Source organism: Arthrobacter sp. U41, assembly GCF_007679325.1.
Lineage (GTDB): Bacteria > Actinomycetota > Actinomycetes > Actinomycetales > Micrococcaceae > Arthrobacter.
In genome coordinates, this window is the sequence record NZ_VEGI01000001.1 from 1116448 (window position 1) to 1131872 (window position 15425).

Here is a 15425-nt window from a genome sequence, read left to right on the forward strand (position 1 = left end):
AGTTACTTTACGACGATCGCCAGGACGTCGCGGGCGGACAGCACGAGGTACTCGGTGCCGCCGGTCTTGACTTCAGTTCCGCCGTACTTGGAGTAGATGACGACGTCGCCAACGGTGACGTCGATCGGAACGCGGTTGCCGTTGTCGTCAAAGCGGCCGGGGCCTACGGCGACAACTTCGCCTTCCTGCGGCTTTTCCTGCGCGGAGTCCGGGATAACCAGGCCGGAAGCCGTGGTCTGCTCGGCTTCGAGCGGGCGGACAACAATACGATCCTCAAGAGGCTTAATAGAGACCGACAAGGACCTCTCCTTTTCGTCAGCAAATTCGTGGACTTTAAAGCTGTGGTGCCAAGGCGTACAGACCGTCGTCGCGGTGCCGGCAGCCGCCTGGCTGTGAAGCTTCAGGTGTTAGCACCCTCCTAGGGAGAGTGCTAATGACGACTCTATGTAAGGAGTTAGCACTCGGTCAAGGCGAGTGCCAGAAATTCGCTCCCGGTGGACTCGGGGGCCAAGGAGATGTGCTCACCCGCAGCCCCACGCACTGAACATGTCCACCGGTTGCGGGGGTGCACCGGGGGGACATGCTCATCCTTTGCCGCGGCCAATGGACATTTCGGTAATGTGCTCACCCGCTGCGCCGGGCACTGGGCATGTCCGCCGGTGAAGGGCCGCGGCGGCGGCTTGTTACCGCCCGCCGAGGTCCGCGAAGTCCACGTCCTCGCCGTTGTCCTCGTCGCCGGAGCCGGACTCGTTCCGGTGCCGGTACACCAGCAGGCCTCCGGCGGCGGCCAGCACGATCCCCGTGATCAGGAAAATGATGCCGCCGATGCGGGCGGCCGCGTAGCTGTCGCGGATGGCCCTCGCCTCGTCCGTGGCGTCCGTGACGTCCTTGCCGCCGACGGAATAAACGGTGGCATTGAAGGAGTCGAGGAAGAAGATGATGACCAGGAGTGCGGCACAGACGACGGCGATGACGGCGCCCGCAACCAGCGCCGGCCGGGCGTAGCGGGCGAGTCCCCGCCGGGCGGGACGTTCCCCGTCGCTGTCCTGCTGCGCGACGCCGCCCTCCGGGTAGTTTTCGTCCGTGCCGCTGTTTGCCGTGCCGCTGTATTCCATGCCGTCAACCCTATCGGGCGCGCAGCCGCCACCGTGCGCTGAACTAGGCTTGTTCCCATGGCTGACGCACCGCAGGACCAGATCGCCCCGCTTCTGAACCCCGAAGGCTGGGAGCTGCTGGCGTCACTGGGCCCCTACCGCGAGGACGAGGCGTTTAGGCTCAATGCGTCCCTCCGGAAGGCCGGACACTCCCCCGAGCTGGTCTCCGCCGTCCTCACCCAGTCGCGGCTGCGGACCAAGGCCGAGGCCAAGTTCGGCGAGTTCGCCCGGCAGATGATCTTCACCCAGGCGGGTTTGGAGCAGGCCACCCGGCTCACCGTGGCGGCCCGGCACGCCCAGCGTTTCGCCGAAGCCGGCGTGCGGCATGTGGCGGATCTGGGCTGCGGCCTCGGCGCCGACGCCATGGCGCTCGCTTCCCTGGACATCACGGTCACGGCCGTGGAAAAGGACGAGACCACCGCGGCGTGCGCCATGATGAACCTCATCCCGTTCCGGAACGCCACCGTGGTCCATTCCGACGCGACGACGGTGGCGCTCGACGGCGTGGACGGGGTCTGGCTGGACCCGGCGCGCCGGACCACCTCCACCTCGGGCACAAAGCGGCTCTGGGATCCGGAGGATTTCTCCCCGCCGCTGTCCTTCGTAGAGTCGCTGGCTGCCGCCGGCCTGGCTGTGGGCGTGAAGATGGGCCCGGGCATGCCCCACGATTCGGTGCCCAAGGACTGCGAAGCCCAGTGGGTGTCGGTGGGCGGGGACGTCACCGAAGTGGCGTTGTGGTTCAACGCGGTGAGGCGTCCGGGGATCCGGCGGGCTGCCCTGCTGCTCGGCCCCGGCGGCGCCGCGGAGCTGACCAGCGCCGAGGACTTCGACGGCGGCCCGGCCGCCCCGGTGGGGCCGGTTGAGGGGTACCTCTACGAGCCCGACGGCGCCGTCATCCGCGCCGGCCTGGTGGCCGACGTCGCTCTCCAGCTGGGCGGGCACCTGGTGGACGAGCACATCGCCTACATCTGCGCCCCGGAGCTGCGGGACACCCCCTTCGCCCGGGCGTACAGGGTCCTGGACGTGATGCCGTACAACGTCAAGGCGCTCAAGGCCTGGGTCAAGGACCAGGGCATCGGGGTGCTGGACATCAAGAAGCGCGGCACGTCTGTGACCCCGGAGGAGCTCCGCAAGCAGTTGCTCCCCGGTGGGAAGGGCAAGGGCAAGAAAACGGCCACCCTGGTCCTCACCAGGATCGGCGAGGAGCGGGTGGCCATTTCGGTGGAGCCGGTTTAGGCCACTCTCCGAACACCAGAGGTCCGGGCTGCGGGAGCCGGGGGTTCCCGCAGGGCTACTGGGCCCGCATGAAGTCCTCGGCCGCCCGGACCTGCTCATCGCTGGGCCGGATCCCGGTGTACAGGACGAACTGCTCCAGGGCCTGGATGGTCGCCACCTCCGCGCCGGTGATCACGGTCTTGCCGGCCGCCCGGCCAGCTATGATGAGGGGCGTCTCGGCCGGCAGCGCCACGACGTCGAACACCACCTTCGCGGCGTCGATGACGGCCTGCGGGAAGGACAGTGCTTCGGCCTCCGCTCCCCCGGCCATACCCCCTGCCATACCGATAGGCGTCACGTTGATGATCATGTCCGCGGCGCTGGACGGATCGACGTCGGCGCGCCAGGCGAATCCGTAGAGACCGGCCAGCGCCCGTCCGGCTTCCTCGTTGCGGGCGATGACCGTGACGTCCCGGAAGCCGGCGTCGCGCAGGGCGGCGGCCGTGGCCTTCGCCATGCCGCCGGCGCCCCTCAGCAGCACCGAGTGGGTGGAGGGCACGGCGTTGCGCTGCAGCAGCTGCTCGATCGCCGTGTAGTCGGTGTTGTACGCGGTGAGCGTGCCGCCGTCGTTGACGATCGTGTTGACCGAATCGATGGCTTTCGCGGACGGGTCCATCACATCCACGAGGGCGATGACGTCTTCCTTGTACGGCATCGACACGGCGCAGCCGCGGATTCCGAGGCCGCGCACGCCCGCGATCGCCTGCGCGAGGTCAGTGGGGGCGAAGGCCTTGTAGATCCAGTTCAGGCCGAGCTGTTCATACAGGTGGTTGTGGAAGCGCGTCCCGTTGTTGCTCGGCCGGGCCGAGAGCGAGATGCAGAGGGTCATGTCTTTATTCAGGATGGGCACCCCTCCATTAAACGCCAGGGCCGCTACATACCAGTCCCGCGTGACACCCAGCACCGCCCGCCGCGATTAGCCGCAGCCGGTCCCCGGCGGCTGTGACCCGACCGCGACCGGCAGCTTTCCGGGCGCCTTGGCGTGCCCGGCAAGGACGGCGGCCAGCGCGTCGAATGCGCCGGGGCTGCGGCCGTAGACGGCGATTTTGGCGGGGGCCAGGGAGCTTGCCAGCTGCCACGGGGCGTCCAGGGCCACCGCGACATCCGCCGTCGCCGGCTTGGCCGGTGCGCCGCCGGCGCCGATCAGGGACACGAGCGGGCCCTCACCGATGCCGATCCCGGCGTTCCGGGCTGCGGCGGCGAAGCGTGAGCGGTCCTGGGCGGAGCCGCCCGTCACGCGGACGCTGGCCGGCACGATCGGCCCGTCGCAGGGCCCGGACAGGACGGTAATGGCCGCTTTGGAGACCTTATGCGACATTTCGGCGCCGCTGCCGGGGTCCGTTCCAGGTTTTACGCCGGCGCGGCCCCGCCAGATCATCATGGTGACGACGCGCTGCGCCGCTTCGGCGAGCCGTTCGGGCGGCAGGTCGCCGCTGTTCAGGGCGCGGATGATGGCGGCGTGGGCCGACTCCACGTTCGAAGGCATCAGCAGCAGGTCGGCCCCCGCGGCGAGGGCCAGCGGCGCGGCGGAGTCGTGGGGATACTGTTTCTGGATCGCGCCCATGTTGAGAGCGTCGGTGACGGCCACGCCGTCGAACCCCATCCTGCGCAGTTCCGCGTAGGCCGGCTTGGACACCGACGCCGGGACGCCCGGTTCGAGTGCCGGCACGGCGATGTGGCCGGCCATGACCATCGGCAGTCCGGCGTCGATCGCGGCCTGGAAGGGCAGCAGGTCCTTCGCGCGGAGCTGGGCGAGGCTGGCGCCCTGGACGGGCAGCCTCGCATGGGAATCCACAGTCACCGAGCCGTGGCCCGGAAAGTGCTTCGCGGCCGGCAGCAGCCCGGCGGCCAGCATCCCCTGGGAGAAGGCAACGCCGAAGCCGGACGCCTGCTTGGCGTTCCCGGACATGGACCGGGCGCCGATGGTCGGGTCGGCCGGGCCCATGGTGACGTCGGTGGTCGGGGCGAAGTTGGTGTTGAAGCCGAGGGCGGCCAGTTCAGAGGCCATGGCCCGGCCGGCGTCGGCGGCCAGCGGTCCGCTGCCTGCCGCGCCGTAACTCATGGGGGCGGGCCATTCGGTCAGCGGCGCCCGCAGCCGGGCCACCACTCCGCCTTCCTGGTCCACGCCGATCAGGCCCGGCCAGGTGCGGCCGCCGGCGCGGGCCGCGGCCTGGAGCCGGCCGGTCACGCTGTCCATGGCCGCGGTGTCCACTTTGCCATCCGGCGTGCCCGGGACGTTGTCGCCCATGATGATGGAACCGGCCAGGTGCAGGCGTTCGATGACCGCGGCGTGGGCGTTGTGGTCGAGTCCGGTGTAGAACGGCAACAGCACCTGCCCCGCCCGTTCCTCGGGGGTCATCGCGGCGACAGCTTTGGCCGCGGCGTCCGCGTCCCGCTGCTGGGGCCCCCAGCCAAGCGGCCGGGTTGCGGCGGAGGATGAGGCGCCCGGCGTGGCGCCCGGGGTGGCGGTTCCGCGGGCGGACGGCGCCGGCGGGTTCGCCGGCTGCCGGGCGGGTCCGGTCTGGGTGGGAGCCGCGGAACTTCCCGAGGGGTCCGGCGTCGGAGGCCCGGAGCAGGAGGCGATGCCGGGGACAAGCCCCAGAATTACCGTCAGTACCGCTGCGGTCCGAATACTTTTGTGAACACTTTCACGTGTTCTCTGCAATCTGGCCACCAGCTCGATGTTACCCCTGCACTAGACTTGGACCACTGTTGCCTCGCCAACTGTCCGGCGACTCCGCCCGTGACGTTGCAGGTCGGGGCAGGCAAAAGGACAGCTAAACAATGAAGGGACCACATGAAGATTGATTTCGCTTCATCCAGGCAATCAACTCTTGGTGTGGAATGGGAACTCGCCCTGGTGGACGCCGAAACAGGGGAGCTGGCGTCTGTGGCCAAGGAGGTTCTCCGCGGTGTCGCCGCGAAGCATCCCGAGCTGAACGAGGACGACGAGCACCCGCACATCAAGCAGGAGCTGCTGCTGAACACGGTGGAACTGGTCACCGGCATCTGCAACACCGTGGCCGAGGCCAAAGCGGACCTGAGCAGTTCCCTCGCCGCCGTGCGGGACGTCACTGATCCCATGGGCGTCGAAATCTTCTGCGCCGGCAGCCACCCGTTCAGCCCGCCGCAGCTGCAGCCGGTGACCGACAAGGAACGCTACGCCAAACTCATTGACCGCACGCAGTGGTGGGGCCGCCAGATGGTGATTTACGGCGTCCACGTGCACGTCGGCCTGGACAGCCGCGACAAGGTCCTCCCCGTGCTGGACGGGCTGGTGAACTACTTCCCGCAGTTCCAGGCGCTCTCCGCTTCCAGCCCGTTCTGGGGCGGCGAGGACACCGGGTACGCCTCCCAGCGGGCGCTGATGTTCCAGCAGCTGCCCACCGCCGGGCTGCCCTTCCAGTTCTCCAGCTGGGAGGACTTCGAGGCGTACGCCCAGGACATGTTCACCACCGGTGTGATCGATTCGCTCTCGGAGATCCGCTGGGACATCCGGCCGGTCCCGCACTTCGGCACCATCGAGATGCGCATCTGCGACGGCTTGGCCACGCTCGAGGAAGTCGGCGCCATCGCCGCCCTGACGCAGTGCCTCGTCGACGAGTTTTCCACCACCCTGGACAACGGCGGCACCATCCCCACCATGCCGCCCTGGCATGTCCAGGAGAATAAATGGCGCGCGGCCCGCTACGGCCTGGACGCCATCATCATCCTCGACGCCGCGGGCAACGAGCAGCTGGTTACCGACCACATCCGTGAGACCGTGGCCCGTCTTGAACCCGTCGCCGTGAAACTGGGCTGCACCGCGGAGCTGGCCGACGTCCTGAAGATCGTCGAGCGCGGCGCCGGATACCAGCGGCAGCGGCGAGTGGCGGCCGAGCACGGCGGCGACCTGCGCGCCGTCGTACTGGACCTGGTCAAGCAGATGCGCAAGGGCCCCGAAGCCTAGTCCTAGTCCCGGCCGTCGCTTCGCAAGGCCTCAGGCCGAGACGGTGGTGACCGGCATCGAGGAGTCCGGCGCGAAGCCGATGCCGCTCGGCGCGATCCCGGCCATCACCAGCTGGGCGCCGAGGGCCGCCACCATGGCGCCGTTGTCGGTGCACAGGGCCAGCGGCGGGACGGTCAGCCGGATGCCGGCGGCGCTGCAGCGCTGTTCCGTGAGCTGGCGCAGCCGTGAATTCGCCGCCACGCCGCCGCCCAGCAGGAGTTCGGTGATGCCGTTCTCCCGGCAGGCCAGCACCGCTTTGGACGTAATGATGTCCACCACGGCTTCCTGGAACGCCGCGGCGATGTCCGCCACCGGCACCGCCTCGCCGCGGGCCTCGAACTGCTCCACGCAGCGGGCGACGGCGGTCTTGAGTCCGCTGAAGGACCAGTCGTAGCGGTGCGGGCCGGGCTGCTCCACGGTCCCCATGTATTTGGGCTGGCTCAGGCCGCGCGGGAAGCGGATGGCCTCGGCGTTTCCGGTGCGTGCCAGCTTGTCGATGGCGGGCCCGCCCGGGTAGCCCAGGCCCAGGAGCCGCGCCACCTTGTCGTAGGCTTCGCCGGCGGCGTCGTCGATCGTGGACCCGAGCAGCTCCACGTCCGCGGTGATGTTCCGGATCCGCAGGATTTCGGTGTGCCCGCCGGAGACCAGCAGGGCGCCCAGGTTTTCCGGCAAAGCGTTCGCGTTCGCCGCAAAGGCCTGCGGGCCGCCGTCGTCCGTCTGAAGCAGCCCGACGCCGACGTGCGCGACGAGGTGGTTGATGGCGTAGAGCGGTTTGCCCGTGGCGACGGCGAGCGCCTTGGCCGCGCACACCCCAACCATCAGGGCTCCGGCGAGTCCCGGCCCCGACGTGACGGCGATGGCGTCAACGTCCTCCAGCGTCACACCGGCCTCGGCCAGGGCTTCGCGGAGGGTGGGGACAAAGGCGTCCAGGTGTGCCCGGGAGGCGATCTCGGGAATCACGCCGCCGAACCGGACGTGTTCGTCCATGGAGGAGGACACGGTGTTGGTCAGCAGCTGCGTTCCGCGGACAATGCCGACGCCGGTCTCGTCACACGAGGATTCGATGCCGAGGACCAGCGGCCCGTCGTGCTGTGGGCTGTTCATGGGCGGCCTGCTTCCGTGGGCGTCGTGTCTGGTTCGGGAGCGCCGAGCCGGAGCCGCATGATCAGCGCGTCGACGCCGTCGCGGTAGTACCGGGGCCGGACGTGGATCTGTTCGAACCCGTAGCGGCGGTAAAGCTGCTGGGCGCGGGGATTGTCGGCGCGGACTTCCAGGAGCACGTCGTCGGCCCGGCGCAGCTGGCTTTCCCGGATGAGTTCGGTGAGCAGCGCCGAGCCGATCCCCTTGCCTTCCTGTTCCGGGACGACGGCTATGGTCTGGACGTCCGCGATGGGCCGGATGCACATCAGCCCTGCGTAGCCCACGATCCGTCCGGCCAGTTCGGCCACGACGTAGTGCCGCGTCGCGGCCTGCGCCAGTTCGGCGGAGAACATGTGCAGCGGCCAGGCGTCCACCGGGAACAGCCTGCGCTCCAGGTCATGCACGGCGGGGATATCCGCGGCAGTCATGTCCCGCAGGGTCACCCCGCCGGGCAACTGTGCCGGGCCGGTGTCCTGTCCGGCATTTTGTCCTGGGCTTTGTCCTTCGTTCTGTCCTGCGTGCCGTCCTGCGGACCCGGCGTTCACAGCGCCCTCTTCCGCGGGCCGGGCACCTGGGCGTCGGACTCCCGCAGGTACAGCGGAGTGGAGTCGAGCAGCTGCTCCCCCGTGTCGAGCCGGGCGAGGGCGAACTGGCCCAGCGAGAGTGCCTCCGGCTGGCGGGAACTGAAACCCGGGACGGCGTTAACGACGTCGGCGTAGAGCCCGGCGCCGGCGCCGTAGACCGGAAGTTCGGGGAGGTCCGCGGCGAAGCCCACGTGCGGGCCGTCCAGCAGCCGCGGCAGCTGGCCGGCGCTGAGGGCATACCGGGCCCAGTAGACCTCTTTGCGCCGCGCGTCCGTGGCGACGATGAACTCCGGCGCCGCGTCGGTGGACTCCGCCACTTCCAGGGCGATGGCGTCCAGGCTCATGAGTCCGTAGAGGGGCTTGCCCCAGACGAAGGCGAGCGTGCGGGCGGTGACGATGCCCGAGCGCAGCCCGGTGAACGGGCCGGGCCCCACCCCGGTGACCACAGCGTCGACGTCGGCCCCGGTCAGGCCGGAGTCTGCGAGGAGCGCCTCGATTCCCGGTGCCAGGACCTCCGCGTGGCTCCGGGTGTCCTCGGTGGAGAAGCTGCCCACGAGGGATTCCATGGTGTCATCGGAGACCAGCGCGGCGCTGGCCACGGCCGAGGTGTCGATGGCAAGGATCAGCATCAGTTCCCTTCCAGGGAGCGGGGCAGGGGCGGCGCGGTTTCATCTGACGCGGCGGGCACGGGCGCAGCGGACGCGGCGGACGACGGCGGCGCGGGCACAGCGGGCGACGGCGGCGCGGGCGCAGGAAGGACGGGCGGGTCCACCCAGCGGGGACCGAAGCCGCGGATCACGATCGTGCGGGGCTCGTCGTCGTCGTCGGTGTCGAAATTTAGCACCTCGGGAGTCGGTGCCGCCGGGGTGTCCACGCTGTTTTCCGGGCGGGCCGCCCCAGGAGCGGCGGCTTCATGGGCCGCGGTGCCCGAAGCCGCGGCTTCCGGATCGGGGGTGCTGCCACCCAGGCTGCGGAGCAGGTCCACCTCCAGCCGGCTCTCGCTCAGGTGCTCCACGCGTCCGCGGCCCCACTCCACCACGGTCACGGCGCTGTCCATGGTGTTTTCCAGGTCGATGTCATCGATTTCCGAGGCCGAACCCAGCCGGTAGGCATCCACGTGCACCAGGTCCGGGCCGCCGGGCCGGGGACCTTCGGGCAGGTTCGGGTGGATGCGGACCAGCACAAAGGTCGGCGAGATGATGCCGGCCCGGACACCCAGGCCCTCCCCGAGGCCCTGGACGAAAGTGGTCTTCCCCGCTCCCAGCTCACCGGTGAGGACCAGCAGGTCCCCGGCCTGCAGCTGGGCGCCCAGACCGGCCGCCAGGGCGTGGGTCTCGTCCGCGGTCCGGACATCCAGGGTCCGCTCCCAGGCCGCCTGGCTCACGGCCGGGACCCGTCGCTGGCGGGCACTTCGTTGATGTAGCGGCGCGGCACCCGCGGGCTGATCCTGGTCACGATCTCATAGTTGTTGGTGCCGGCTGCCCGGGCCCAGTCCTCTGCGGTGGGCCCGCCGTCGTCGCCGTTGCCAAACAGAATGGCCTCCGCGCCGAGGACACTGGGCCCGCCGGCCGAAACGTTGAGCCGGCCGAGGTCGATCACCATCTGGTCCATGGCGATGCGACCCACCACGGGGTAGTTGACGCCCGCCACACGGACCGGTCCTCCGGTGGCGATCCGCGGCACGCCGTCGGCGTAGCCCAGCGGGATCAGCCCCAGCGTGCTCGTGTTGCCTGTGCGGTAGTTCAGCCCGTAGGAGACGCCCTGGCCGGCAGGGACATCCTTGCAGTGCGAAACGACGGTGCGGACCGTCATGGCGGGTTGCAGGCCCAGCTCCGCCGAGCTCTGCCCCTCGAACGGCGACAGGCCGTAGAGTCCCAGCCCCACGCGGACCAGGTCGAAGTGGGTGTCGGGCCGGGACAGGGTGGCCGGCGTGTTGGCGAGGTGCCGCACCTCGGGATCCACCCCGGCGTCCTGGGCGATGGCGAGGGCTTCGCGGAAGGCGTCCAGCTGCTCGTCGGTTTCCGGGCGCTCGGGTTCGTCGGCGACGGCCAGGTGGGAGAAGACGCCCACCACCCGCAGCAGCCCCTGGTCCTGGTATTCCATGGCTTCGCCGACGAGGCCGTCCCAGGCGTCCAGGGTGGCGCCGTTGCGGCCCAGTCCGGTGTCCACTTTGAGGTGAACTCGGGCCGGGCGTTCCTGCTCACGGGCGGCCGCAACGATGCGTTCCAGTTCCCAGCCCGAGCAGCCGATGTCGATGCCTGCAGCCACGGCGGCGGCGAAGTTGCTCTCCGGGGTGTGCAGCCAGGCCAGAAGGGGCGCTTCAATGCCGGCGGCGCGCAGGGCCAGGGCCTCGGTGATGTGGGCGGTGCCCAGCCAGTTGGCGCCGGCGCTGAGTGCCGCGCGCGCTACGGGAACGGCACCGTGGCCGTAGGCGTCGGCCTTGACCACCGCCATCACCTGGGCCGGTGATGCCACGGCCGCCAGCCGTCGGACATTGTGCCGGATGGCTTCGAGGTCGATCACTGCCGAGCGTTCCTCGGCGTACGCTGACGGCGCGTCCGGAGCGGGCCGGAAGTCACCTGTTGCTGCTGGGTAAGTCACTTAACGATTCTAGGGGTGGCGGCGCATGCGGCTTAATTCGGGCCACCGCGGCGGCTCCGGCCTGCTCCCGGGGGACATGCTCAGTGGTCGCGCCACTCCGCAGAGGGACATGCTCAGTGGTCGCGCCCACGACTGAGCACAACGCCACTATGTCCATTCCCTGCCCCGCACGGAGGACATGTCCAGCGCGGGAGCCCCGCCTACTTACGCATCCGACAGGTGCGCGATGGTCGCCGTCGCCCGCCGCTGCGCCTCCTGCGGCACATCACGGATGATGTCCTCCAGGAAGCTGTAACGCCGGAGCCACTGGCTGCTCTGCCGTTCCTTGCGGGCGTTGGCCCGCTGCCACCAGTCCGCGATGTCCCCCCAGCCGGGCGCGGCCAGCGAGCCGCCGACTTCCTGCACGGCCAGCGCCGCGCAGAGGTTCGCGAACCGCAGCCGGTCGCCCAGCGGCCAACCCGCCAGGCAGCCGACGATGAACGCGGCGCCGAAGCAGTCCCCCGCGCCGGTGGGATCGAAGGCGGACACCGGCAGCGACGGCACCCACTCCTCTTCGCCCGATTCAGAGTCCACGGCCATGGCCCCCTGCGACCCGAGGGTCACGACGGCAACCGGCACCCTGTCCGCCAGGGCGTAGAGGGCAGCCCAGGGGTTGTCGTTCCCGGTGAAGGCCATGGCTTCGTGCTGGTTCGGCATAAAGGCGTGGAAGTACTGCAGGTTGTCCAGCCGGGTGGAGGACCATACACCGGTGGGATCCCACCCGACGTCGCCGAACAGCCGCACCCCTGCCTTATACGCGTCGAGCGCCCACGGTTCCAGTTCCTCGCCGAGCTCGGCGACGGCGGCGAGCGCCGGAGGAGGACAGCCGATCAGTTCACTGGAGCTCACCGGGGCCGGGTGGCCGTGCGTCACCATGGACCGGTCGTGCTCCACGCTCAGGGACACGGTGACCGGCGAGTGCCAGCCCGGCACCCGCCGGGACAGGGACAGGTCCACGTGTTCCTGCGCGGAGAGGATCTTCCAGTTGTAGTCGCCGTAGCCGTCATCGCCGAACGCGGCCGCCAGCCCGGTGTGCAGCCCGAGCCGTGCCGCCGCGATGGCCTGGTTGGCCACCCCTCCCGGGCAGCTGCCCATCCCGTCGCTCCAGATCTCGGTGCCCGCGACCGGGGCGTGCGGCAGGCCGGTGAAGATGATGTCCTGGAAAACGGTGCCCGTCAGCAGCAAATCGAAGCCCCCGGCCGCCGGAGTCCGGACGGCGGAAAGCGGATCAAAACGCCGCGTCGGTATCGCGTCCATGTATGGCACACTACGCCGTCCCGGTACCGCAGGAAAGGCGTTAAACGGGCCGGAACAGGGCACTGTGAATAGACTGTCTGCATGCGGCTGATGATTGCCGGAGGCGGCGGATTCCGGGTACCGCTGGTCTACCGGGCGCTCTGTGCGGGCCCCTACGCCGGGCTGGTCCGGGAACTGGTGCTGTACGACGTCGATCCCGGCCGCCTCGCCGCGATCGAGGCCGTCCTGGGCTCGTTCGCGGCGTTGCAACCGCCCGGCGCCGCCGCGCCCGCGGTCCGGGCCACCACATCCCTGGCCGAAGCGCTGACCGGGACGGACGTGGTATTTGCCGCGATCCGCCCCGGCGGGACAGCCGGCCGCACCGCCGATGAGCGGGTGGCCCTGGACCTGGGGCTCCTGGGCCAGGAAACAACAGGTGCCGGCGGCATCTCCTACGCGTTGCGGTCCATCCCCCGCATGCTGGACCTGGCCACCCAAATGCGGCGCCACTGCCCGGACGCCTGGCTGCTGAACTTCACGAACCCGGCCGGAATGGTCACCGAAGCCCTGGTCCCGGTGCTCGGCCGCCAGGTGGTGGGCATTTGCGATTCCGCCGGCGGGCTGGTGTACCGGGCGGCGCACGCTGCCGGCGTCGTGCTGCCTGTGGGCCGGCTCGACGGCGTGGGCTACTACGGGCTAAACCATCTCGGCTGGCTGTACCGCCTGGAGTCCGGCGGCCGGGACATGCTCCCCGGGCTGCTGGCGGACTCGGACGCATTGTCCGGCTTCGAGGAGGGCCGGCTGTTTCCGCAGTCCTTCGTGGCGGGCCTGGGCTGCCTGCCCAACGAGTACCTCTATTACTACTACGAGACTGCGCATGCCCTGGCTGGCATCCGGTCTTCCCCCACCACCCGCGGCGAGTCCATCGACCGGCAGCAGACCGAGCTCTATCCGCGGCTCGCCGCGGCGGGGCGGCAAGCCTATCCGCTCTGGGACGCGGCACGCCGCTCGCGTGAAGAGGGCTACCTCGCGGAGGCGCGCCCCGCCGGCGAGCGCCGGGATGAGGCGGACCTGGCCGGGGGCGGCTATGAGCGCGTCGCCCTCGCAGTCATGCGCGCCCTCTCCGGGGGTGGCCCGGCGGAGCTGATCCTGAACACCCCCAACATCACAGCCGACGGCGCCCCGGCCATCCCGGGGCTGCCGGCGGACGCCGTCGTCGAGGTCCCCTCCAAGGTGACGCCCGACGGCGTGGCGCCGCTGCCGCAGGACCGCCCGGCCCCCGGACAGCTGGCCTTGATGCAGCGGGTCAAGGACGTTGAACGCCTGGTCGTTCAGGCCACAGGTCAGGCCACCGGGCCGGCGGCCGGGTCGCGGCGGCGCGAGGCGGCCCTCGCCGCCTTCGCCCGTCACCCCCTGGTCGATTCGGACGTGCTCGCGGCGAAGCTCCTCGCAGGCTACGAGGCCGCCTTCCCGGAACTCCTGCATCTCTGGCGCAGCGACAGCGACACAACCTCAGCCAATTCCTAACACTCCCGGTGGCAGCTCAGCGCAGGCCGCGGGCGAGCGTCTCCTGGAGCGTTATATTGGGTTCGCCCGGCAAGCCTGTGCCGCTGAGGTACAGCCCCATCTGGGTGCCGTGGTATTCCCAGTACGCGAAGCTCAGGCCGTTCTCATCCAGGAGGTCGAGCACGTCGGTGACCCACTGGTCTCCGCCCTTGCCCTCCATTTCAAATGCCTGCCGGACAAGGCCGAACTCCATGACCGACATCGGTACGTTATTGTCGATGCCGAACTGCAGTTGTTCCGCCATCTTGTGGGCCAAATAGTCTTTGTCGCGTTCGAGGAACCCGTTTCCGGCTGCTCCGGGAGACTCGGCGTACACGTCCAGCTGGAGACCGATCCGCGGGGCCTCACCGGTTGAGGGGGCAATGTCCTCACCCCGCATGTAACCCTGGATGCGGTACTTGTTTCCGGGCACCACCTTAAACAGGTGGCCGTCGTTGCTCCACCCGGCGATCGTCTCGGCGTCAGCGGCATCGCTGATGGACAGGCTGCCGCCGTCCTGATACCCGGCCGTCTCCCGCGCGAACTCCGGCAAAGCCGCCGGGTCCCCGCCGGACTGCCATTGATGCCAGTCCAGCGTCGCATTGCTGTCCAGCTGGTCGTTGATGATCTGCCGGATTTCGGTGCCGTCGGGACCGTATTCCGTCACCGTGATCGCATCGAACCCGGCCGTTCCGCGCATCCCGCCCTGGGCGGTGAGCAGGGGGACCGCTGCTACCGCGCTACTGTCCTCGATCTCTATGATGCCGCTGTCATACGCTGCCCAGCCTGACGTGCCGGTCGGCAGAAACGTTGTTGCAATGCGGCTTTGCGGCAGCAGAACCCGCTCGCCGGTCGAAAGGATCTCGTTGGGATCGGGATAGCGGCCGCCGTCCTTAACCGGGCCTTCGATCCAGGACGCGTATTGGTGCGTGTACTCGTTCGGCTCGTAAAAGTGGAAGTCGTAGACCACGTTGTTGTCGTCAACAAGAAAGTGCTGATCGATTCCCGCTGTACCGTAACGCCCGTTGACCCCGTAGATCCCGCCAACCACCAAAAGGTGGTTCCGGTCCTCGGACCGCACCGCGGCCACCAGCTGCCGCGCCAGCTGCTGCCACTGTTCCCCTGTCGCGTCTGTGGTCACCGGCTCATTGAGCAGGTCGTAGGCCGCGATGGCCGGTTCATCTTTGTACCGGGCGGCGATGTCGCGCCACAGGTCTGCGTTCTGCTGCTGCAGCCGGGGATCGGACCAAAGGTCGAAACTGACCGCGTCGCTGGTGCGGTCCAGCCAGAAGCCGCCGATCGGGGTATGTAAATCCAGGATCAGGCGCAGATCGTGCTGCCGGGCCCACGCCACGTTCTGGTCCATCCACTCGAAGAAAACGTCCGGGGAGTCGACGTACCAGTCCCCGTCAAAGGCAAACCGGATGCTGTTGAATCCGATTGCTTTCGCGCGCTCGAAGTCCGTCTCCGAATGGTGCTGAGAACTAAGAAGCTCGGCGCCGTCCTGGTCCCGGTGGTATTGGTTCGAGAAGTTCACCGCTTTCAGCCTCGTCGTCTGGCCCTCGAGGACGAGGCCTCGGCCGGCGGCGGTGACGAACTCCGACGGCGGTTGCTCCGCTGATGAAGGCTCGCCGCTGCCCCGGGTCAGAGTGCACCCGCCAATGACCAGCAACGGAACCAGCAGCAGCACGGCCAAGAGCCAACCGGGCACCCGGCGCCGGATTGCAGGCCGCCGTGATGGCCGCCGCATGTCGTGCGGCACAGGCGGATGACTGCTCCCGGGCATCCAAGTCTCCCTCGCTCGGCCCCCAAGGGCTCAGCCTATTCGCCACGGAAGAAAATGTCTTGGGTAAATTGACAACC

14 protein-coding genes are annotated in these 15425 nt (G+C 69.2%); 3 read left to right on the forward strand and 11 right to left on the reverse strand.

Features of this window, described 5'->3' with window-relative positions; all coding sequences use genetic code 11:
• Positions 1-2: 2 nt before the first annotated feature.
• Positions 3-299, reverse strand: coding sequence for a co-chaperone GroES (gene groES / locus FS787_RS05060; RefSeq protein WP_024367421.1), 297 nt, complete (start codon positions 297-299; stop codon positions 3-5).
• 384 nt (positions 300-683) lie between these two features.
• Positions 684-1115, reverse strand: a complete 432-nt coding sequence (locus FS787_RS05065; RefSeq protein WP_186329094.1) for a hypothetical protein — start codon at positions 1113-1115, stop codon at positions 684-686.
• A 57-nt stretch (positions 1116-1172) separates the two neighbouring features.
• On the opposite strand from FS787_RS05065, the gene FS787_RS05070 reads away from it, so the two are divergent.
• Positions 1173-2390, forward strand: a complete 1218-nt coding sequence (locus tag FS787_RS05070; protein WP_144671173.1) for a class I SAM-dependent methyltransferase — start codon at positions 1173-1175, stop codon at positions 2388-2390.
• Positions 2391-2445: 55 nt separating this feature from the next.
• Here the strand turns inward: FS787_RS05070 and FS787_RS05075 are convergent, their stop codons facing one another.
• Together FS787_RS05075 and FS787_RS05080 are read right to left on the reverse strand one after the other, a co-directional pair.
• Positions 2446-3279 (reverse strand): shikimate 5-dehydrogenase, encoded by an 834-nt coding sequence (locus FS787_RS05075; RefSeq protein ID WP_260982397.1) that lies wholly within the window; start codon positions 3277-3279, stop codon positions 2446-2448.
• A gap of 66 nt (positions 3280-3345) precedes the next feature.
• Positions 3346-5103 carry a glycoside hydrolase family 3 N-terminal domain-containing protein gene (locus FS787_RS05080; RefSeq protein WP_313959638.1) on the reverse strand — a complete coding sequence of 586 codons (1758 nt, stop codon included), beginning with the start codon at positions 5101-5103 and terminating at the stop codon, positions 3346-3348.
• A gap of 123 nt (positions 5104-5226) precedes the next feature.
• Here FS787_RS05080 and FS787_RS05085 point away from each other — a divergent pair, with 123 nt between their 5' ends.
• Positions 5227-6378, forward strand: a complete 1152-nt coding sequence (locus FS787_RS05085; protein ID WP_144671174.1) for a glutamate--cysteine ligase — start codon at positions 5227-5229, stop codon at positions 6376-6378.
• Positions 6379-6408: 30 nt separating this feature from the next.
• Here FS787_RS05085 and tsaD read toward each other — a convergent pair whose 3' ends face one another.
• The 6 genes from tsaD to FS787_RS05115 all read right to left on the reverse strand — a co-directional run bounded on the left by tsaD (position 6409) and on the right by FS787_RS05115 (position 12038).
• Entirely contained in the window at positions 6409-7521 is a 1113-nt protein-coding gene (gene tsaD / locus FS787_RS05090; RefSeq protein ID WP_144671175.1) for a tRNA (adenosine(37)-N6)-threonylcarbamoyltransferase complex transferase subunit TsaD, read from the reverse strand.
• Positions 7518-7985, reverse strand: coding sequence for a ribosomal protein S18-alanine N-acetyltransferase (gene rimI / locus FS787_RS05095; protein ID WP_144671176.1), 468 nt, complete (start codon positions 7983-7985; stop codon positions 7518-7520). Before rimI ends, tsaD begins: the two co-directional genes overlap by 4 nt.
• 113 nt (positions 7986-8098) lie before the next feature.
• Complete coding sequence (tsaB, locus tag FS787_RS05100) at positions 8099-8770, reverse strand: tRNA (adenosine(37)-N6)-threonylcarbamoyltransferase complex dimerization subunit type 1 TsaB (RefSeq protein ID WP_144671177.1); 672 nt, start codon at positions 8768-8770, stop codon at positions 8099-8101.
• Positions 8770-9525 (reverse strand): tRNA (adenosine(37)-N6)-threonylcarbamoyltransferase complex ATPase subunit type 1 TsaE, encoded by a 756-nt coding sequence (tsaE, locus tag FS787_RS05105; protein ID WP_144671178.1) that lies wholly within the window; start codon positions 9523-9525, stop codon positions 8770-8772. The genes tsaB and tsaE overlap by 1 nt, the downstream gene beginning before the upstream one ends.
• Positions 9522-10742, reverse strand: coding sequence for an alanine racemase (gene alr, locus FS787_RS05110; protein ID WP_144671179.1), 1221 nt, complete (start codon positions 10740-10742; stop codon positions 9522-9524). Before alr ends, tsaE begins: the two co-directional genes overlap by 4 nt.
• A gap of 204 nt (positions 10743-10946) precedes the next feature.
• A complete protein-coding gene (locus FS787_RS05115) occupies positions 10947-12038 on the reverse strand; it encodes a PfkB family carbohydrate kinase (RefSeq protein WP_144671180.1) in 1092 nt (363 codons plus the stop codon).
• 81 nt (positions 12039-12119) lie between these two features.
• Between FS787_RS05115 and FS787_RS05120 the strand changes: the two genes are divergently transcribed.
• The gene (locus FS787_RS05120) at positions 12120-13544 is read left to right on the forward strand and encodes a 6-phospho-beta-glucosidase (RefSeq protein ID WP_144671181.1); all 1425 of its coding nucleotides are present in this window, start codon (positions 12120-12122) and stop codon (positions 13542-13544) included.
• A 16-nt stretch (positions 13545-13560) separates the two neighbouring features.
• On the opposite strand, the gene FS787_RS05125 is transcribed toward FS787_RS05120, so the two are convergent.
• A complete protein-coding gene (locus tag FS787_RS05125; protein WP_186329095.1) occupies positions 13561-15252 on the reverse strand; it encodes a glycoside hydrolase family 5 protein in 1692 nt (563 codons plus the stop codon).
• Positions 15253-15425: the final 173 nt, after the last annotated feature.